This window comes from Pseudomonas silesiensis (genome assembly GCF_001661075.1).
GTDB classification, from domain to species: Bacteria; Pseudomonadota; Gammaproteobacteria; order Pseudomonadales; family Pseudomonadaceae; genus Aquipseudomonas; species Aquipseudomonas silesiensis.
Map to the genome: position 1 here is coordinate 4,406,594 of NZ_CP014870.1, position 19,220 is coordinate 4,425,813.

19 protein-coding genes are annotated in these 19,220 nt (G+C 60.5%); 10 read left to right on the forward strand and 9 right to left on the reverse strand.

Annotation, left to right across the window (positions count from 1 at the left end; all coding sequences use genetic code 11):
* The 5 genes from tusC (at position 1) to PMA3_RS19545 (ending at position 3,083) form a co-directional block, all read left to right on the forward strand.
* Positions 1 to 363: a sulfurtransferase complex subunit TusC gene (gene tusC, locus PMA3_RS19525; RefSeq protein ID WP_064678719.1), complete on the forward strand. Its 363-nt coding sequence runs from the start codon at positions 1 to 3 to the stop codon at positions 361 to 363.
* On the forward strand, positions 363 to 656 hold the full coding sequence (tusB, locus tag PMA3_RS19530; protein WP_064678720.1) for a sulfurtransferase complex subunit TusB: 294 nt from the start codon (positions 363 to 365) through the stop codon (positions 654 to 656). Before tusC ends, tusB begins: the two co-directional genes overlap by 1 nt.
* On the forward strand, positions 653 to 988 hold the full coding sequence (locus tag PMA3_RS19535) for a TusE/DsrC/DsvC family sulfur relay protein (RefSeq protein ID WP_064678721.1): 336 nt from the start codon (positions 653 to 655) through the stop codon (positions 986 to 988). Before tusB ends, PMA3_RS19535 begins: the two co-directional genes overlap by 4 nt.
* Positions 985 to 1,986: a glycosyl transferase family protein gene (locus PMA3_RS19540; protein WP_064678722.1), complete on the forward strand. Its 1,002-nt coding sequence runs from the start codon at positions 985 to 987 to the stop codon at positions 1,984 to 1,986. The genes PMA3_RS19535 and PMA3_RS19540 overlap by 4 nt, the downstream gene beginning before the upstream one ends.
* Before the next feature lie 89 nt (positions 1,987 to 2,075).
* The gene (locus tag PMA3_RS19545) at positions 2,076 to 3,083 is read left to right on the forward strand and encodes a glutathione S-transferase family protein (protein WP_064678723.1); all 1,008 of its coding nucleotides are present in this window, start codon (positions 2,076 to 2,078) and stop codon (positions 3,081 to 3,083) included.
* Between the two features lie 121 nt (positions 3,084 to 3,204).
* Here PMA3_RS19545 and cysG read toward each other — a convergent pair whose 3' ends face one another.
* From cysG to PMA3_RS19575, 6 genes are all read right to left on the reverse strand, one after another.
* A complete protein-coding gene (gene cysG, locus PMA3_RS19550) occupies positions 3,205 to 4,599 on the reverse strand; it encodes a siroheme synthase CysG (RefSeq protein WP_064678724.1) in 1,395 nt (464 codons plus the stop codon).
* Positions 4,600 to 5,880: a serine--tRNA ligase gene (serS, locus tag PMA3_RS19555; RefSeq protein ID WP_064678725.1), complete on the reverse strand. Its 1,281-nt coding sequence runs from the start codon at positions 5,878 to 5,880 to the stop codon at positions 4,600 to 4,602.
* Positions 5,881 to 5,896: 16 nt separating this feature from the next.
* Positions 5,897 to 6,271, reverse strand: a complete 375-nt coding sequence (crcB, locus tag PMA3_RS19560) for a fluoride efflux transporter CrcB (RefSeq protein ID WP_064678726.1) — start codon at positions 6,269 to 6,271, stop codon at positions 5,897 to 5,899.
* Complete coding sequence (locus PMA3_RS19565) at positions 6,271 to 7,593, reverse strand: replication-associated recombination protein A (protein WP_064678727.1); 1,323 nt, start codon at positions 7,591 to 7,593, stop codon at positions 6,271 to 6,273. The genes crcB and PMA3_RS19565 overlap by 1 nt, the downstream gene beginning before the upstream one ends.
* Before the next feature lie 171 nt (positions 7,594 to 7,764).
* Positions 7,765 to 8,388 (reverse strand): outer membrane lipoprotein periplasmic chaperone LolA, encoded by a 624-nt coding sequence (lolA, locus tag PMA3_RS19570; protein ID WP_064678728.1) that lies wholly within the window; start codon positions 8,386 to 8,388, stop codon positions 7,765 to 7,767.
* A gap of 64 nt (positions 8,389 to 8,452) precedes the next feature.
* A complete protein-coding gene (locus tag PMA3_RS19575) occupies positions 8,453 to 10,861 on the reverse strand; it encodes a DNA translocase FtsK (protein ID WP_064678729.1) in 2,409 nt (802 codons plus the stop codon).
* 306 nt (positions 10,862 to 11,167) lie between these two features.
* On the opposite strand from PMA3_RS19575, the gene trxB reads away from it, so the two are divergent.
* The 4 genes from trxB to infA all read left to right on the forward strand — a co-directional run bounded on the left by trxB (position 11,168) and on the right by infA (position 13,986).
* Positions 11,168 to 12,127, forward strand: coding sequence for a thioredoxin-disulfide reductase (gene trxB / locus PMA3_RS19580; protein ID WP_064678730.1), 960 nt, complete (start codon positions 11,168 to 11,170; stop codon positions 12,125 to 12,127).
* Positions 12,128 to 12,192: 65 nt separating this feature from the next.
* Entirely contained in the window at positions 12,193 to 12,873 is a 681-nt protein-coding gene (gene aat / locus PMA3_RS19585; RefSeq protein WP_064678731.1) for a leucyl/phenylalanyl-tRNA--protein transferase, read from the forward strand.
* A 75-nt stretch (positions 12,874 to 12,948) separates the two neighbouring features.
* Complete coding sequence (locus PMA3_RS19590; RefSeq protein WP_064678732.1) at positions 12,949 to 13,656, forward strand: arginyltransferase; 708 nt, start codon at positions 12,949 to 12,951, stop codon at positions 13,654 to 13,656.
* A 111-nt stretch (positions 13,657 to 13,767) separates the two neighbouring features.
* Positions 13,768 to 13,986, forward strand: a complete 219-nt coding sequence (infA, locus tag PMA3_RS19595; RefSeq protein WP_002553999.1) for a translation initiation factor IF-1 — start codon at positions 13,768 to 13,770, stop codon at positions 13,984 to 13,986.
* Between the two features lie 246 nt (positions 13,987 to 14,232).
* Here infA and clpA read toward each other — a convergent pair whose 3' ends face one another.
* Together clpA and clpS are read right to left on the reverse strand one after the other, a co-directional pair.
* Complete coding sequence (gene clpA, locus PMA3_RS19600; protein WP_007946437.1) at positions 14,233 to 16,503, reverse strand: ATP-dependent Clp protease ATP-binding subunit ClpA; 2,271 nt, start codon at positions 16,501 to 16,503, stop codon at positions 14,233 to 14,235.
* 30 nt (positions 16,504 to 16,533) lie between these two features.
* Positions 16,534 to 16,917 (reverse strand): ATP-dependent Clp protease adapter ClpS, encoded by a 384-nt coding sequence (gene clpS, locus PMA3_RS19605; protein ID WP_064678733.1) that lies wholly within the window; start codon positions 16,915 to 16,917, stop codon positions 16,534 to 16,536.
* A gap of 225 nt (positions 16,918 to 17,142) precedes the next feature.
* On the opposite strand from clpS, the gene cspD reads away from it, so the two are divergent.
* Positions 17,143 to 17,409: a cold shock domain-containing protein CspD gene (gene cspD / locus PMA3_RS19610; RefSeq protein WP_082930382.1), complete on the forward strand. Its 267-nt coding sequence runs from the start codon at positions 17,143 to 17,145 to the stop codon at positions 17,407 to 17,409.
* Positions 17,410 to 17,490: 81 nt separating this feature from the next.
* Here the strand turns inward: cspD and icd are convergent, their stop codons facing one another.
* Positions 17,491 to 18,747, reverse strand: a complete 1,257-nt coding sequence (gene icd, locus PMA3_RS19615) for an NADP-dependent isocitrate dehydrogenase (RefSeq protein WP_010458895.1) — start codon at positions 18,745 to 18,747, stop codon at positions 17,491 to 17,493.
* Positions 18,748 to 19,220: the final 473 nt, after the last annotated feature.

A 19,220-nucleotide genomic window follows, 5' to 3' on the forward strand; every position in this document is an offset into this window, starting at 1 on the left:
ATGCCCAGATCCTTGCTGATTATCAGCCGTCAGTCCCCCTGGTCCGGGCCGAGTGCGCGCGAAGCGCTGGACGTCGTGCTGGCCGGTGGCGCTTTTGATTTGCCTGTGGGCCTGCTGTTCCTCGATGATGGCGTGTTCCAGCTCGCCGCGAAGCAAGACGCCAGGGCCTTGCAACAGAAAGACCTGAGCGCCAACCTGCAGGCGCTGCCGATGTTCGGGGTCGACGACCTGTTCGTCTGTGGCGGCAGCGCTGCCGAGCGCGGCCTGGACCCGAAGGTTTTGTCGCTCGAAGCAGCCCAGGTGCTGAGCGCTGGCGAAATCACCGCGCTTATCGACCGTTACGACCAGGTGATCACCCTCTGATGTCGACTTTACATGTGTTGTCCCATTCCCCTTTCGGCGACGATCGCCTGACCAGCTGCCTGCGCGTGATCGGCGCCGAGGATGCGCTGCTGCTGTCTGGCGACGCGGCCTATGCCTTGCAACCGGGTACCGCCCCGTTCAATACCCTGGGCACCCGCGGCCTGAAACTGTTTGTGCTGGCTGAAGACGCCCAGGCTCGCGACCTGCAAACGCCGGACTGGGCGAAGGCCATCGACTACCCGGCCTTCGTTGAGCTGTCGATCCGCTACGACAAGGTCAACAGTTGGCTATGAACGTCCTGAACGTCGGCGCCCGCGCCATCGAGCTGGACAAGGACGGTTTCCTGCTCGAACTGGGCGACTGGTCCTCTGAGGTCGCCAGCGCCCTCGCCGCCGCCGAAGACATCGAGTTGAGTCCCGAACACTGGGAGATCCTCGAGTTGCTGCGCAGTTTCTACAGCGAATTCCAACTGTCCCCGGCCACGCGTCCGCTGATCAAGTACACCGCATTGAAACTCGGCCCGGACAAAGGCAACAGCCTGCACCTGAACCGACTGTTCAAAGGCACCCCTGCCAAACTCGCCGCGAAACTGGCGGGCCTGCCCAAACCGACGAATTGCCTATGACCGACTACCCTGCGCTGACCCTTGAAACTCCCGCCGAGCACCCTTTCGCCCAGTTCGTGCGCATCCTCGGCAAAGGCAAACGCGGCGCCCGCGACCTGACTCGGGTCGAAGCGCGTGAAGCCATGGGCATGGTGCTCGACGACAAGGTCGAGGACACCCAGCTCGGCGCTTTCCTGATGCTGCTGCGGCACAAGGAAGAAAGCGCCGAAGAGATGGCGGGGTTCACCGAAGCCTTGCGTGAGCGCTTGCAGGCACCGGCATTGAATGTCGATCTGGACTGGCCGACCTATGCCGGCAAGAAACGCCATCTGCCGTGGTACCTGCTGGCGGCCAAGTGCCTGGCGCAGAACGGCGTGCGGATCTTCATGCACGGTGGCGGCGCGCACACGGCGGGACGGCTGTACAGCGAGCAACTGCTGGATGACTTGAATATTCCTTTGTGCCGCAACTGGCAGCAGGTCGGCACGGCACTGGATCAGGGCAGCCTGGCGTTCATGCCGCTGACGGACTGGGCGCCGCAATTGCAGCGGATGATCGATCTGCGCAACACCCTGGGCCTGCGTTCGCCGATCCATTCCCTGGCTCGGATCCTCAATCCATTGGGCGCTCGCTGTGGCCTGCAGAGCATTTTTCACCCCGGTTACCAGGCCGTGCATCGCGACGCCAGCGGCTTGCTCGGCGACACCGCGATCGTGGTAAAAGGCGACGGCGGCGAGATCGAGATCAACCCGGACGCCGACAGCCATTTGTACGGCACCACCGGTGGCGAGAGCTGGGACGAAGAATGGCCGCAACGTTCAGCCCAGCGCCACGTCAAACCGGCCAGCCTCGATCCCGAGCATCTGAAAGCCGTCTGGCGCGGCGACGTGGTCGACAGCTATCCGCAGATGGCGCTCATTTCGACCATGGCCCTCGCTCTGCGCGGCCTCGGCCAGAGCCGTGAACAAGCCTTCGACACCGCCCAGCAGTATTGGGACGCGCGGGACAGATCGATTTAACCGATCATAACCGCCCAACCTTTGCGCTATTTGTTCGAACCTATGGGAATAGACTCCTCTCCAACGCTTATCGGTCGAGGAGTCTTGAAATGGGTTTGTTAGTCGAAGGCCGCTGGCACGACCAGTGGTACGAAAGCAGCAAGGACGGCGCGTTCCAGCGTGAACAGGCGCAGCGCCGCAACTGGGTGACCGCCGACGGCAAGCCAGGTCCGAGCGGTGTCGCAGGCTTTGCAGCCGAAGCCGGTCGGTATCATCTTTATGTGTCCCTCGCCTGTCCGTGGGCCCATCGCACGCTGATCCTGCGCAAACTCAAAGGCCTGGAAAGCCTGATCGATGTGTCCGTGGTCAGCTGGCTCATGCTGGAAAACGGCTGGACCTTCGATCAAAACCTGGGCTCGACGGGCGACAAGCTCGATCACTTCCAGTTCATGCACCAGCGTTATACCGCCGATACCGCCGACTACACCGGCCGCGTCACCGTGCCGGTGCTCTGGGACAAACAACAGAACCGCATCGTCAACAATGAATCGGCGGAGATCATCCGCATGTTCAACAGCGCTTTCGATGACTTGACCGGCAATGATCTGGACCTTTATCCGGCGCCGTTGCGCGGCGAGATCGATGCATTGAACGAGCGGATTTATCCGGCCGTGAACAATGGCGTGTATCGCGCCGGATTCGCCACCTCGCAGAAGGCTTATGAAGAAGCGTTCGATGAGTTGTTTGCCGAGCTGGATCGGCTGGAGCAGTTACTGGGCGCCAATCGTTATCTGACGGGCGAGTACCTGACTGAAGCCGACATTCGACTGTTTACCACGATGATTCGCTTCGACGCGGTGTATTACGGGCACTTCAAGTGCAATCTGCGGCGGATAGCGGACTATCCGAATCTATCGAACTGGCTGCGGGAGATTTATCAGTGGCCGGGGATTGCTGAAACGGTGAGTTTTGAGCATATCAAGCACCACTACTACGGCAGTCACAAGACCATCAATCCGACGGGGATTGTGCCTAAGGGGCCGGTGCAGGATTTCACGGCGCCGCATGATCGGGGGCGGTTGAGCGGGAAAGGGGTTTGGCGCAAAGCTGCGGTCTGATCTGAAGTATGGGGTGGTTTTGAGGCCCTCTTCGCGAGCAAGCCCGCTCCCACATTGGATTTGTGGACGACGCAAATCCAATGTGGGAGCGGGCTTGCTCGCGAAGGGGGCCACTCGGTCTCTAGAGTTGCCCCTGAGCCCCTTCAAACCACGCCAGTTTCTCGCGCAATTGCACCACCTCCCCAACAATCACCAATGTCGGCGCATGCACTTCATGCTCCGCCACCAGCTGCGGAAGGTCGGCCAAGGTGCCGGTAAACACCCGCTGATTGACCGTGGTGCCCTGCTGAATCAACGCCGCTGGGGTATCCGCCGCGCGGCCGTGCTTGATCAACTGCTCACAGATGATCGGCAACCCCACCAACCCCATGTAAAACACCAGGGTTTGCGCCGGCGCGACCAGGTCGGCCCACGGCAGATCGGTGGAGCCGTCCTTGAGGTGCCCGGTGACGAACCGCACCGACTGCGCGTAATCGCGGTGGGTCAGCGGGATCCCGGCATAGGCCGCGCAACCGCTGGCGGCCGTGATCCCCGGCACGACCTGGAACGGGATGCCATGGGCCGCCAGTTCTTCGATCTCTTCGCCGCCACGGCCGAAGATAAACGGATCGCCACCCTTCAGGCGCACCACGCGCTTACCGGCCTTGGCCAGGTCCACCAGGCGCTGGTTGATCTGATCCTGGGGCACGGCGTGCTCGGCGCGGCGTTTGCCGACGTAGACCCGCTCGGCATCGCGACGGCACAAATCGAGAATCGCCGGCGCCACCAGGCGGTCATACAACACCACATCGGCTTGCTGCATCAGCCGCAAGGCGCGGAACGTCAGCAGGTCGGGATCACCCGGGCCGGCGCCAACCAGATAGACTTCGCCCGTTGCATCCGGTGCTTCACCGGCAATTTTCGCCAGCATCAGGCGCTCGGCTTCGGCGCCCTGCCCGGCCAGTTGCCGGTCGGCAATCGGGCCCTGGAACACATCTTCCCAGAATGCCCGACGCTGCTGCACATCCGGGAACAGGCGTTTGACCTGGCCGCGGAAACGCGCCGCCAGACCGGCCAGTTGCCCGTAGGTGGACGGAATCCAGGTTTCCAGTTTGGCCCGGATCAACCGTGCCAGCACCGGCGCATCGCCGCCGCTGGAGACCGCGATGATCAGCGGCGAACGGTCGACGATCGCCGGGAAGATCACGCTGCACAGGGCTGGCGCATCCACCACGTTGACCGGCACGCAACGCCGATGGGCATCGGCGGAGACTTGTGCATTGAGCGGTTCGTCGTCGGTGGCGGCAATGATCAGCCCGCAACCGTCCAGATCGGCCTCGACGTAACCGCGCACCAGGCACTCGCCACCGCTGCCGGTCACCAGTTCCCGCAGTTGCGGTTCGATGTCCGGTGCGACCACCCGCAGCAGTGCACCGGCTTCGGCCAGCAGGCGGGATTTGCGCAAGGCAATTTCCCCGCCGCCGACGACCAATACACGACTGCCGCGAAGGTTATGAAACAGCGGCAGATAGTCCATTTAGCCGATGACCTCGATGCCACCCATGTACGGTTTCAGCACGTCTGGCACACGGATCGATCCGTCGGCCTGCTGGTAGTTTTCCAGCACCGCCACCAGGGTACGCCCGACCGCCAGGCCGGAACCGTTGAGGGTGTGAACCAGCTCGGGCTTGCCGGTTTCCGGGTTACGGAAACGCGCCTGCATCCGACGGGCCTGGAAGTCGCCGCAGTTGGAGCACGAGGAAATTTCGCGGTACTTGTCCTGGCTCGGGATCCACACTTCCAGGTCGTAGGTCTTGACGGCGCTGAAGCCCATGTCGCCGGTGCACAGCGCCAGGGTGCGGTATGGCAGTTCCAGCAGTTGCAGGACTTTCTCGGCGTTGGCGGTCAGGCCTTCCAGCGCTTCCATCGAAGTCGACGGCTCGACGATCTGCACCATCTCGACCTTGTCGAACTGGTGCTGGCGGATCATGCCGCGGGTGTCACGCCCCGAGGCACCGGCTTCACTGCGGAAGCACGGCGTGTGCGCCACGAACTTGATCGGCAGCAGCTTCGAATCGACGATTTCGCCGGCGACGATGTTGGTCAGCGACACTTCGGCAGTCGGGATCAGGTACAGGTCGGCTTCGCCTTCGCGAGCGATCTTGAACAGGTCTTCTTCGAACTTCGGCAGCTGACCGGTGCCTTGCAGCGCCGGCGCCTGGACCAGGTAAGGCGTATAGGCCTCTTCGTAGCCGTGTTCGCTGGTGTGCAGGTTGATCATGAACTGCGCCAGGGCGCGGTGCAGACGGGCGATCGGGCCGCGCAGCAGGGCGAAACGCGCGCCGGACAGCTTGGCGGCGGTTTCGAAATCCAGCCAGCCGAATTTCTCGCCCAGGGCTACGTGGTCCTGAACCGGGAAATCGAACGCCGTCGGCGTGCCCCAGCGGCGCACTTCAACGTTGCCTTCTTCGTCGTCGCCGATCGGCACCGATTCGTGCGGCAGGTTGGGGATGCCCAGCAGGATCGAGTCCAGATCGGTCTGGATCGCGTCCAGCTCGACTTTACCGGCGCTCAATTCGTTCGCCATGCGCTCGACATCCGCCATCAGCGGCGCGATGTCTTCACCGCGTTGCTTGGCCTGGCCAATGGATTTGGAACGCGCATTACGCTCAGCCTGCAGTGCTTCGGTGCGGGTCTGGACGGTCTTGCGCTGTTCTTCCAGCGCTTCGATGCGCGCAACATCCAGCTTATAGCCGCGGGATGCCAGGCGGTCCGCTACGTCCTGAAGGTTGCTACGTAACAGTTTGGAATCGAGCATGTCGGTTTCTCGTTTATCAAAGTTTGGTCAAGGACAGGCCGGCCCAGGTGGCAAGCAGCCCGCCGAATACGCTGATCGCCGCATAGCCCAGGGCCAGCGGCACTTGCCCGCTTTCCAGCAAGCGCACCGTATCCAGTGAAAAGGATGAAAAAGTCGTCAGCCCCCCGAGGAAGCCGACAATCAGCCCGGCGCGCACCTCGAAAGGCACCTCCGGGCGAATCAAAAACAGACCGTATAGAACGCCGATCAGCAGACAGCCCACGATATTAACGGCCAGCGTCGCGGTATAGAAGTGCCGCGGCCAATTAGCGTTGATCCAGTTACCCGTGGCGAAGCGCAACAGCGTGCCGGCGACGCCGCCGATGGATACCGCAACGATCAATGGCAGCACTATTTTCTCCGCTGCCGGGGGCTGAGACGATCGAGTTGCGCAAGGTGATTGAGTTTCTCGCCGATCTTCAGCTCCAGGCCACGGGGCACCGGCTGATAGAAAGGCTGCGGCTCGAGTTCTTCCGGGAAGTAATCTTCGCCCGCGGCGTAGGCATCCGGCTCATCGTGGGCATAACGGTACTCATCACCGTAACCCAGTTGTTTCATCAACTTGGTAGGGGCGTTGCGCAGATGCAGCGGCACTTCCAGCGAACCGTGTTCGGTGGCGCTGCGCAGGGCGGCCTTGAAGCCCATGTACACCGCGTTGCTTTTTGGCGCGCAAGCCAGATACGTGATGGCCTGGGCCACCGCCAATTCGCCTTCGGGGCTGCCGAGGCGTTCCTGCACTTCCCACGCTGCCAGGCACAGGCTCAGGGCGCGGGGGTCGGCGTTGCCGATGTCTTCGCTGGCCATGCGCACCACGCGCCGGGCCAGGTACAGCGGATCGCAACCACCGTCGATCATCCGCGCGAACCAGTACAGCGCACCGTCGGGGTTGGAGCCGCGCACCGACTTATGCAGCGCGGAAATCTGGTCATAGAACGCTTCCCCGCCCTTGTCGAACCGCCGACGTGTATCGCCCAACAGGCTTTGCAGCAGATCGACACCGATCTCGCTATTGTCTTCGGCCAGGTCCGAGGCGTTTTCCAGCAGGTTGAGCAGGCGTCGGCCATCGCCATCGGCCGCCGACAGCAGCATCTGGAAGCCTTCATCGCTGAGGGTCAGTTGGCGTTTGCCCAGGCCACGCTCTTCGGTCAGCGCGCGCTGCACCAGTTTGCGCAGGGCCGCTTCGTCGAGACTTTTGAGCACGTAGACGCGCGCCCGGGACAGCAATGCGTTATTGAGTTCGAACGAGGGGTTTTCGGTGGTCGCGCCGATGAAAATCAGCGTGCCGTCTTCGACATACGGCAGGAACGCATCCTGCTGGGACTTGTTGAAGCGGTGCACTTCGTCGACGAACAGGATGGTGCGTTTGCCGTATTGCCCGGCCTGCTGTTTGGCGATTTCCACCGCCTGGCGGATTTCCTTGACCCCGGCCAGGACCGCCGAGACCGTTTCGAAGTGCGCGTCCGAGACTTCCGCCAGCAGCCGCGCCAGGGTGGTCTTGCCCACACCCGGCGGGCCCCAGAAAATCATCGAGTGCAGGGCACCCTGCTCCAGGGCTTCGCGCAAAGGCTTGCCGCGGGCGAGCAGGTGTTCCTGACCGACGTACTCGTCCAGATTGGCCGCGCGCAAACGGGCGGCCAGGGGTTGAGCAATCGGGGCGCTGCGAAACAGGTCCATCACTACTTATGAAACCTCACTGGGTCCTGGGGCCGATCATCCAACGTGCTAACACCACAATCCCTGTGGGAGCGGGCTTGCCCGCGAATGCGCAGTGTCAGTCGACATCATAGTTGCCTGATACGCCGCTTTCGCGAGCAAGCCCGCTCCCACAGGTTTAGCGTCTGATCTTTATTCCTGGATCACGTCGGCACCCTTGGGGATGTCGAACTTGAACCTGGACGCCGGGATCGGCTCGTTGGCCTTTACGCCGGTGAACAGGATATTGGTGCGTTGACCGACGCTGTCGATCATCTGCATGTCATTGACCAAACCGTTGCGGAACGACAGGCGCAGGCTGTCGAACAGGGTGTCCTTGGTTTTCGGCTTCAAGGTGAAGTCGATCACGCCGCCGGCTTCCTTGGCGCTGATGTCGAAGCTCTGGCTGATCTTGGACACGTCACCGGACAGCAACAGCGCCGGAGTCTGGGTCAGGCGCTGGTCGAGGTTCTTGATGGTGGCCTGCTCCAGGTCCGGATCCCACAATGTCACCTTCTTGCCGTCGGAGACCATGGTTTGTTCGGCCGGCGGGTTGGTGTGCCAGTAGAACAGGCCCGGGCGCTGCAACGACATTTCACCGGCCGTTTCCTGCAACTGGGTGCCGCCTCCGTCGAGGGTCAGTTGGGAGAAACGGGCGGTCAGGGTCTGGGATTTTTCCAGCAGTTGGGTCAGGCGCGCCACGTCCTTGTCATCGGCGTGGGCCGAGAGTGTGGTCAAAGCCAGAACCGGCAGCAACAACATGCGGATAAGACGCATGGGAGTCCTCTTGATATTCGTGGGAGTGCGGGGGCGCCCTTCAGGCGCCACCTTTTTGTTCAAATCAGTCGCGTACCGGGCCAGGCGCCAGGACTTCACGGGAACCGTTGGTGTTCATCGACGTCACGACCCCGGCCATTTCCATGGCTTCGATCATGCGCGCGGCGCGGTTGTAGCCGATTTTCAACTTGCGCTGAACCGCGGAGATGGAGGCGCGGCGGCTTTCCAGAACGAATTGCACGGCTTCGTCATAAAGCGCATCGGTTTCGGGATCATCGTCGCCACCGCTGCTGCCACCGTCGAAACCGCTGCCCGGTTCTTCGACACCGGCGAGGATCTCGTCGTTGTATTCCGGCGCGCCGCGCAGTTTCCAGGCTTCAACCACCCGGTGCACCTCGTCATCGGAGACGAAGGCACCGTGAACGCGGATCGGCAGGCTGGTGCCCGGCGGCATGTACAGCATGTCACCGTGACCCAGCAGTTGTTCGGCGCCACCCTGGTCGATGATGGTCCGCGAGTCGATCTTGCTCGACACCTGGAACGCCATGCGCGTCGGGATGTTCGCCTTGATCAGGCCGGTGATCACGTCGACCGAGGGACGCTGGGTCGCGAGGATCAAGTGGATCCCGGCCGCTCGGGCTTTCTGGGCGATACGGGCGATCAGTTCTTCAACCTTCTTGCCGACGATCATCATCATGTCGGCGAATTCGTCGACGACCACGACAATGGTCGGCAGCTTGGTCAGCAGCGGCGCTTCGTCGTGGATGCTTTCGCGCTTGTACAAAGGATCGGTCAGGGGCTCGCCGGCGTCCTGGGCTTCCTTGACCTTGGCATTGAAGCCCGACAGGTTGCGCACGCCCATCTTCGCCATCAGTTTGTAGCGACGCTCCATCTCCGCCACGCTCCAGCGCAGGGCGTTGGCGGCGTCCTTCATGTCGGTCACCACCGGGCACAGCAGGTGCGGAATGCCTTCGTAGATCGACAGCTCGAGCATTTTCGGGTCGATCATGATCAGCTTGGCGTCTTCCGGGCCGGACTTGAACAGGATCGACAGGATCATCGCGTTCACCCCCACCGATTTACCGGAACCTGTGGTACCGGCCACCAGCAAGTGCGGCATTTTCGCCAGGTCGGTGATAACCGGCTTGCCGCCGATATCGTGACCCAGGGCCAGGGTGACCGGCGACTTGAAGTTGTCGTATTCAGGGGTCGCCAGCACTTCAGAGAAACGCACGATCTGCCGGTCTTCGTTGGGGATCTCGATACCGACGGTGGTCTTGCCCGGGATCACTTCCACCACGCGCACGCTGGTCACCGCCAGGGAACGGGCCAGGTCTTTCGCCAGGTTGGAGATGCGGCTGACCTTGACGCCTGCCGCCGGCTGGATTTCGTAACGGGTAATCACCGGGCCCGGGTGAATCGAATCCACCGACACTTCGACGCCGAATTCCTTGAGCTTGATTTCCAGCAAGTGGCCCACTGCAGCCAGGGACTCGGGCGAGTAATTGAGTTGTTTCTTTTCCGCCGGGTCGAGAATCGAGATCGGCGGCAAGGTGCCCTCGACGGCGCTGTCGACGAACAGCGGCGCCTGTTTCTCTTTTTCCACGCGCTTGCTCGGTGCCGCGGGTTTCGGCGTCGCCGGGGCGATAACCGGCGGGACCTGCTTCTCGCGGTCCGACATGTGTTTGCTCAAGGCTTGCTCGCGCTCGATCAGGCGCTCCTTGACCTTGGCCTGCTCGCGCTTGTCGGTGACGCTCGGCGCCACCACGTCTTGCACGCGTTCGTCGACCTCTCGCAATTGTGCAACCAGTTGCTTGCGTTCGACACGGGCGGCCCACCAGCGATTGGCCGCGCTCTGGAACAGTTCGAACAAGTCGAGGGTAATCTTGCCCGTGACGTCCATCACCTTGAACCACGACAAGTCGGTGAACACCGTCAGGCCGAACAGGAACAGCGCGATGAGCAGCAAGGTGCTGCCCTGGATGTTCAATGCGTTCCTGGCCACGTCGCCCAGGCTTTCACCCAGCGCGCCGCCAGCGCCGGCCGGCAGACCGGTCGCCGCGTGGAAATGGATGTGCGCCAGGGCCGCGCCCGACAGCACGAGGAACACCAGGCCGATCAGGCGCCAGGAGAACAGCCAGCCGCTCCATTCCCAGGGTTGGTGGCGCTGACGGAAAATCTGCCAGGCCTTGATCGCCAGCAGCAGCGGGAAGATGTAGGCGAAGTAACCCAGCACCATGAACAGGATGTCGGCGCTGTAGGAACCGGCCGGGCCGCCGAAGTTCTGCACGTCGTCGATCTTGCTGTTGTGGCTCCAGCCCGGATCGTCCTTGCCATAGGTCAGCAAGGCCATCATCAGGAACAGGCACAAGGCACCGACGGCGATCAACGCACCTTCCTTGAGTCGGTAGTGCAATTGCTGGCGCCAGAGCGGAACGACGGCTGGTTTAGGTGCTGCGGTGGATTTCTTCAAAACGCTTCTTTTCCTGCGCCCATGGCGCGTCCATCTGTTGAATGACTATAAAAAACTGCCCAAACCTGGCAGGTAAAAAAGTTAACAGGCGCAACTGGGACTACTTTTAACATTGCGCCCCGGTTTTTATAAACACGACTCGCAATGCTTATTTTGTTACAAGCACGCTCACAGCAGGCATTGTACGGGTTTGTTCGTCCGTTGCCATGCTTGCAGTCCCCGGGTGTAGCATAGTCAACGGGACTTGCATGCGCTTCAATTTGAGCATGCATTCTCTTTCGTGACAAAGGCTTATGAGGTGTTTTTATGAGCGAAGCGAAGCATTCCCGCCTGATCATTCTGGGTTCCGGCCCTGCCGGTTACAGCGCAGCCGTTTATGCCGCCCGCGCCAACCTCAAACCCGTGGTCATTACCGGCATACAGGCAGGTGGCCAGCTCACCACCACCGTCGAAGTCGACAACTGGCCCGGCGACGTCGAAGGGCTCACCGGCCCGGTGCTGATGGAACGCATGCAAAAACACGCCGAGCGCTTTGACACAGAGATTGTTTACGACCACATCCACACGGCCAAGTTGCAACAGCGCCCGTTCGAGCTCATTGGCGACAGCGGCCGGTACACCTGCGATGCACTGATTATCGCCACCGGTGCCTCGGCGCAATACCTGGGGCTGCCCTCGGAAGAAGCCTTCGCCGGCAAAGGTGTGTCGGCCTGTGCGACGTGCGACGGCTTTTTCTACCGCAAACAGGTGGTCGCGGTGATCGGCGGCGGCAACACCGCGGTCGAGGAAGCGCTGTACTTGTCGAACATCGCCAGTGAAGTCCATCTGATTCACCGACGCGACAAATTGCGCGCCGAGAAGATCCTGCAGGACAAACTCTTTGAAAAAGCCGCCAACGGCAATATTCGCCTGCACTGGAATCAGCACCTGGATGAAGTGCTGGGCGATGCCAGCGGCGTGACCGGTGCCCGCCTGCGGGACAGTCACAGCGGCGAAACCCGCGAATTGCCGCTGACCGGCGTCTTCATCGCCATCGGTCACAAACCCAACACCGACCTGTTCCAGGGGCAGCTGGAAATGCGCGACGGCTATTTGCTGGTCAAGGGTGGCAGCGAAGGCGATGCCACCGCCACCGCGATCGCCGGGGTATTTGCCGCCGGCGACGTGGCCGACCACGTTTATCGCCAGGCCGTCACGTCCGCCGGGGCCGGCTGCATGGCCGCGCTGGACGCAGAGAAATACCTCGACGACATTCCGTCCGTTTGACGGCACACTTCAGGGCGGGCCTGACAGCCCGCCACTGCCCTCCCCTTCTGCAAAGCCCGGATGCCATGCTGACTTGGTTACAACGCAACACCCTGACCTTCCCGCCGCTGGACAAGGCCATGCGCGACCCCAACGGGCTGCTCGCGGCGGGCGGCGATCTGTCCGCCGATCGGCTGATCAAAGCGTATCGCCATGGCTGTTTTCCGTGGTTCTCGGAAGGCCAGCCGATCCTCTGGTGGTCGCCGGACCCGCGCACGGTGTTATTTCCCGACGAACTGCATGTCTCGCGCAGCCTGAACAAATTGCTGCGCCAACAACGCTATCAAGTGACCTTCGATCGGGATTTTGCCGCGGTCATCCGCGCGTGCGCCGCGCCACGGGAATACGCCGACGGCACCTGGATCACCGACGCCATGCAGGAGGCCTACCTCGAGCTGCACAGGCGCGGTTATGCGCATTCGGTGGAAGTCTGGGACCAGGGCGAACTGGTCGGCGGGCTCTATGGCCTGGCCATGGGGCAGCTGTTTTTCGGCGAGTCGATGTTCAGCCGCGCCGACAACGCCTCCAAATATGGCTTTGCCACACTGGTGCGACATCTGGAAAACTCGGGCTTTGTGCTGATCGACTGCCAGATGCCCACCGACCACTTGCACAGCCTCGGCGCCCGGGCGATTCCCCGCCGCGAGTTTGCCGGCTACCTGGCGCGGCATCTGGACCAACCCAGCCGCGCCACCTGGGTTTGCTGAGCGACTTTGGCCCACGTGTCATACACTTATTCAAAAGCGCTTACACTTATTCAAAAGCTTATCCGAGGGTTGATCATGACCGAGTTGGCGCGCTTGAAGTTTTATGCCACTCAGCCCCACTCTTGCAGTTATCTGCCCGAGGAGCAGGCCACGACCTTGTTCCTCGACCCTAGTCAGCCCATGGATGTGCATGTCTACGCAGACCTGTCGGAAATGGGTTTTCGTCGCAGCGGCGATCATCTGTACCGGCCCCATTGCCAGAATTGCAATGCGTGCGTACCGGCGCGTATTCCCGTGGCGCCGTTTTCACCCAACCGCCAGCAAAAACGCATCTTCAAGCGCAACGCCGATTTGCAAGTACGGCCGGCCAAACCCAAGTTCAGCGAAGAGTATTTCGACCTCTATCAACGCTATATCGAGCAGCGGCATGCCGATGGCGACATGTACCCGCCGAGTCGCGATCAGTTTTCAACCTTCCTGGTCAGGGACCTGCCGTTTTCCCGGTTCTATGAATTCCGTCTCGAAGGCCGGTTGGTGGCAGTCGCTGTCACCGACTTGCTGCCCAACGGTCTGTCGGCGGTCTACACCTTCTACGAGCCCGATGAAGAACGTCGCAGCCTGGGGCGCTACGCGATCCTCTGGCAGATCACCGAGGCCCGGCGACTGGGCCTGGAAGCGGTCTACCTCGGCTATTGGATCAAGAACTGCAAAAAAATGAGCTACAAGACGCAATATCGCCCCATCGAACTGCTGATTAATCAGCGCTGGGTCATCCTGAACTAGAGCAAGCCCTAAACCCCTTGGCTTAAACCCCATTTTTCGGGCACAATGCACGCCGCTTTTGCCTGGCGCAGTTGCACCGGGCCATTCATTGGACACCGAGGGCTTTACTGCATGTCGAAAGAAGACAGCTTCGAAATGGAAGGCACTGTCGTCGACACCCTGCCCAACACCATGTTTCGCGTGGAGTTGGAAAATGGGCACGTCGTAACCGCGCATATCTCCGGCAAGATGCGCAAGAACTACATTCGTATTCTTACCGGTGACAAAGTGCGCGTCGAGCTGACGCCCTATGACTTGAGTAAAGGGCGCATCACTTACCGCGCTCGCTAATCAGGTCAATACAAGACGCCCGGTTTATGCCGGGCGTTTTTGTGTGCGCGTTTATTCTGCGGCAACACAAAACCCTGTGGGAGCGGGCTTGCCCGCGATTGCGGTGGGTCAGCTTGCATTGATGTTGGATGTGCCGCCGCCATCGCGGGCAAGCCCGCTCCCACAGGGTTATGTGGTGATTTGCGCGAAATGGGACGGACAGCAAAAAGGCGCCTCGCAGCGCCTTTTGCTTTGTTGCGGTTAACCTCAGGCCATTTCAGCCGTGGTCTCGAACTCGAAGGTCAGCTCGCCGTCCTTCAAATCGATATGCACCACGCCACCATGGTCGGCCAGTTCGCCAAACAGAATCTCTTCCGCCAGCGGACGCTTGATCTTGTCCTGGATCAAACGCGCCATGGGTCGAGCACCCATTGCCGAGTCGTAGCCACCGGCTGCCAGCCAGCTGCGCGCCGCGTCCGTCACTTCCAGCTGCACACGCTTGTCTTCCAGCTGCGCCTGAAGCTCGGTAAGGAACTTGTCCACCACGCTCTTGATGACCTCATGGCTGAGGCGACCAAACTGGATAATGGTGTCCAGACGGTTACGGAATTCCGGCGTGAAGCTCTTCTTGATCACTTCCATCGCATCGGACGAGTGGTCCTGATGGGTGAAACCGATCGAAGCACGGGCTGCGGTTTCGGCACCGGCGTTGGTCGTCATGATGACGATCACGTTACGGAAGTCCGCCTTGCGCCCGTTGTTATCGGTCAGCGTACCGTGGTCCATGACCTGCAACAGCAGGTTGAAGACTTCCGGATGCGCCTTCTCGATCTCATCGAGCAACAGCACGCAGTGAGGCTGCTTGGTGATGGCTTCGGTCAGCAGGCCGCCCTGGTCGAACCCGACATAGCCTGGAGGCGCACCGATCAGACGCGATACGGTGTGGCGCTCCATGTACTCGGACATATCGAAACGAACCAGTTCGATCCCCAACGCCTTGGCCAACTGACGCGCCGCTTCGGTTTTACCGACACCGGTCGGGCCTGCGAACAGGAACGAACCGACAGGCTTGTCAGGCGACTTGAGGCCGGCCCGGGACAGTTTAATCGCGGTCGACAGCGAGTCGATCGCGGCATCTTGGCCAAATACCGTCAGCTTCAGGTCACGCTCAAGGTTGCGCAGCAGCTCTTTGTCGGAGCTGGTGACATGTTTTGGCGGAATCCGCGCGATTTTCGCGACGATGTCCTCGACCTGAGGCACTTCGATGCGTTTCACGCGCTTCTCGATCGGCTGCAGGCGCTGGTAGGCACCCGCCTCGTCGATGACGTCGATGGCCTTGTCCGGCATGTGCCGGTCGTTGATGTAGCGCGAGGCCAGTTCAGCCGCCGCACGCAGGGCTTCATCGCTGTATTCGATGTTGTGGTGCGCTTCGAAACGCCCTTTCAGGCCGCGCAGGATACCGATGGTGTCTTCCACCGACGGCTCCGACACATCGACCTTCTGGAAGCGCCGGGCCAAGGCACGGTCCTTCTCGAAGATCCCGCGGAATTCCTGGAAGGTGGTCGAACCGATGCACCTGATATCACCGGACGACAGCAACGGCTTGAGCAGGTTCGAGGCATCCATGACGCCACCGGACGCGGCACCCGCACCGATGATGGTGTGGATCTCGTCGATGAACAGGATCGCCTGCGGACGTTTTTTCAGCTCATTGAGCAACGCCTTGAAGCGCTTCTCGAAATCGCCGCGGTATTTGGTTCCGGCCAGCAGGGCTCCCAGATCGAGGGAGTACACCACGCTGTTGGCCAACAGATCCGGCACCTGGTTATCGACAATGCGCTTGGCCAGGCCTTCGGCAATCGCGGTTTTACCCACGCCTGCCTCGCCCACCAGCAGCGGATTGTTCTTGCGACGACGCGCCAGGATCTGCGCGACGCGCTCGACTTCCAGCTCACGGCCTACCAGCGGGTCGATACGACCCTGGCGCGCGAGTTCGTTGAGATTGCTGGCATAAGCATCCAGGGGATTGCCTGAAGATGAAGACTCGCCGCCCTCGTCGTCCTGCATATCTTGCTCACCTTCAGAGTGATCGCCGTGCCCTGGCACCTTGGAAATGCCGTGGGCGATGTAGTTGACGACATCGATCCGCGCGACGCTCTGCTGTTTCAGCAGGAACACCGCCTGACTCTCTTGTTCGCTGAAGATCGCAACCAGCACGTTGGCGCCGGTCACTTCGCGTTTGCCCGAGCTCTGTACGTGAAAGACAGCACGCTGCAATACACGCTGAAAGCCCAGGGTTGGCTGGGTTTCACGATCCTCGTCATGGACGGGGATCAATGGCGTGGTCGAGTCGATGAACTCCTGCAGATCATGCTTGAGTTTGTCGAGGTTTGCGCCGCAGGCACGCAAAACGGTGGCGGCAGCCTCATTGTCCAATAGGGCCAGCAGGAGGTGTTCGACGGTCATGAATTCATGACGCTTCGATCGGGCCTCCTTGAAGGCAAGATTGAGGGTGACTTCGAGCTCGCGGTTTAACATAGCTTCACCTCATACCCAAGTGGTCGGCGATTAACCGTCCTTCTCGATTTCACAGAGTAGCGGATGCTGGCTTTCCCTGGCGTACTGGTTGACCTGCATGGCCTTCGTCTCGGCGATGTCGCGGGTAAACACTCCACATACTGCCCGTCCTTCTGTGTGGACGGCCAGCATGACCTTGGTCGCCAGCTCGCGATTCAGGTTAAAAAACACCTCGAGCACTTCGACGACGAAATCCATCGGTGTGTAGTCATCGTTGAACAAAACCACCTTGTACATCGGTGGTGCCTGTAACGCCGGCTTTGCTTCCTGAACAGCAATGCCCGCTGAATCGTCGTCGTGTTCCTCCGGACGATCTGTTTGGAGAGTCGGACGATCCTGATTGAATGTTAGTCGAATCTGGCTGATTGCATGCATGGAAAGAAAGGTTCGTCAGTTGTGCGAATACAGTGGTGGGGGCGACCATCGCCGATTTCAACTCCGACTGCCTGGTCACCTTGACTATCGGCAAAACGGTGTTACAACCAATAGAGCCCACAGTGGGTAAAAAAGGTCCGCGGAGTCAACCTTATTTCTAAGAAATGACTGCGGATGTACTGGATGATACTCCAGTGATGGAGTCTGTTGCAGAGGGATATGGGAATGTCAGGAGTGAAGGTCAGCGGCAAGGTCAAATGGTTCAATAACGCCAAGGGTTACGGCTTCATCAACGAGGACGGCAAGACAGAAGATCTCTTTGCCCACTACTCGGCCATCCAGATGGACGGTTACAAAACCCTGAAAGCCGGCCAGGCCGTGGTCTTTGAGATCATCCAGGGCCCCAAGGGCTTGCACGCCGTGAATATCACCCACCCACTGGCCGTCGACGCGGTCATCACGCCAGCCACGCAACAGACGGTTACGGTTTAATTCCGCGCCCACCCCGCAGCATAAAAAAACCGCCCGGCTCAATCGCTTGAGCCGGGCGGTTTTTGTTACACCTGATTTCGCTTACATGTGCGAAATCAGTGCATCGCCAAACGCAGACGAAGACAGCAGTTTCGCGCCTTCCATCAGACGGTGGAAGTCATAGGTCACGGTCTTGGCGGAGATCGCGCCGTTGGTGCCCTTGATGATCAGGTCGGCCGCTTCGGTCCAGCCCATGTGGCGCAGCATCATCTCTGCGGACAGGATCAAGGAGCCCGGATTGACCTGGTCCTTGCCGGCGTACTTCGGCGCAGTACCGTGGGTCGCTTCGAACATTGCAATGGTGTCGGACAGGTTGGCACCTGGCGCGATACCGATACCGCCCACTTCCGCCGCCAGGGCGTCGGAGAGGTAGTCGCCATTGAGGTTCAGGGTCGCGATCACATCGTATTCGGCCGGGCGCAACAGGATCTGCTGGAGCATGGCGTCGGCGATGGCATCCTTGACGATGACGTTCTTGCCGGTTTTCGGGTTCTTGAACTGCATCCACGGACCGCCGTCGAGCAGGGTCGCGCCGAACTCCTCAGCCGCCACTTCGTAGGCCCACTCCTTGAAGGCACCTTCGGTGAACTTCATGATGTTGCCTTTGTGCACGATGGTCAGCGAGTCGCGGTCGTTGTCGACCACATACTGCAGGGCCTTGCGCGCCAGACGCTTGGTGCCTTGCAGGGACACCGGCTTGATACCGATACCGCAATTTTCGTCGAAACGGATCTTGGTCACGCCCATTTCGTCTTTCAGGAACTTGATGACCTTGGTCGCTTCCGGCGAGCCAGCCTTCCATTCGATACCGGCATAAATGTCTTCCGAGTTTTCGCGGAAGATGGTCATGTCGACGTCGCCTGGTTTCTTGACCGGGCTAGGCACGCCTTCGAACCAGCGCACCGGGCGCAGGCAGACATACAGGTCGAGTTGCTGGCGCAGGGCCACGTTCAGCGAACGGATGCCGCCGCCGACCGGAGTGGTCAGGGGGCCCTTGATGGACACCACGTAATCCTTGACCGCGTCCAGGGTTTCCTGGGGTAGCCAGGTATCCTGGTCGTAAACCTGAGTCGCTTTCTCCCCGGCGTAGACCTCCATCCAGGAAATTTTGCGCTCGCCGCCGTAAGCCTTCTTAACAGCAGCATCGACAACCTTGATCATGACGGGGCTGATATCAACCCCAATGCCGTCGCCTTCGATGAAGGGGATGATCGGGTTATTAGGAACATTGAGAGAATGGTCTGCATTGACGGTGATTTTGTCGCCGACGGCTGGAACCTGAATCTTCTTGTAACCCATGCTGAACTCCATTGATTGGATTGAACATCTGGCTTGGTTCGAGCGTAACCCAGTTAATTCAGCACGCAAACCCTATGTTCCACCCATCTGCCGCAAAGCTGTGCGGTTCGGGGCCTACAAGCCTGAAAGCAAAGGGAAAAGCGCCAAACTCAAGCACGGTGCAAGACTCTACGCCCCGCACTCCCCTGCGACCTTTAGACCAATGGACGTGAATCGATGTGTGTGAACCATCGGCAGATTGCTAGCTACCTATGTATAATGCCGCCCGCTGACCACAGAGTCACGACGGCCGACCTGTCTGCAACAAGGCTTTGGGCCCGGAAAAGCAGGACTGTTACCGCAGTCCACCCGCTTGACGCTCGACTGATGCACCCAACATCACCGCGCACAAATCTCGACATTCGGCTCATGGATGACTTTGAACGAACGCGCTTACCCGGCGCCCCTCGAGTTTTTCTGCGCATGCTTTAGCA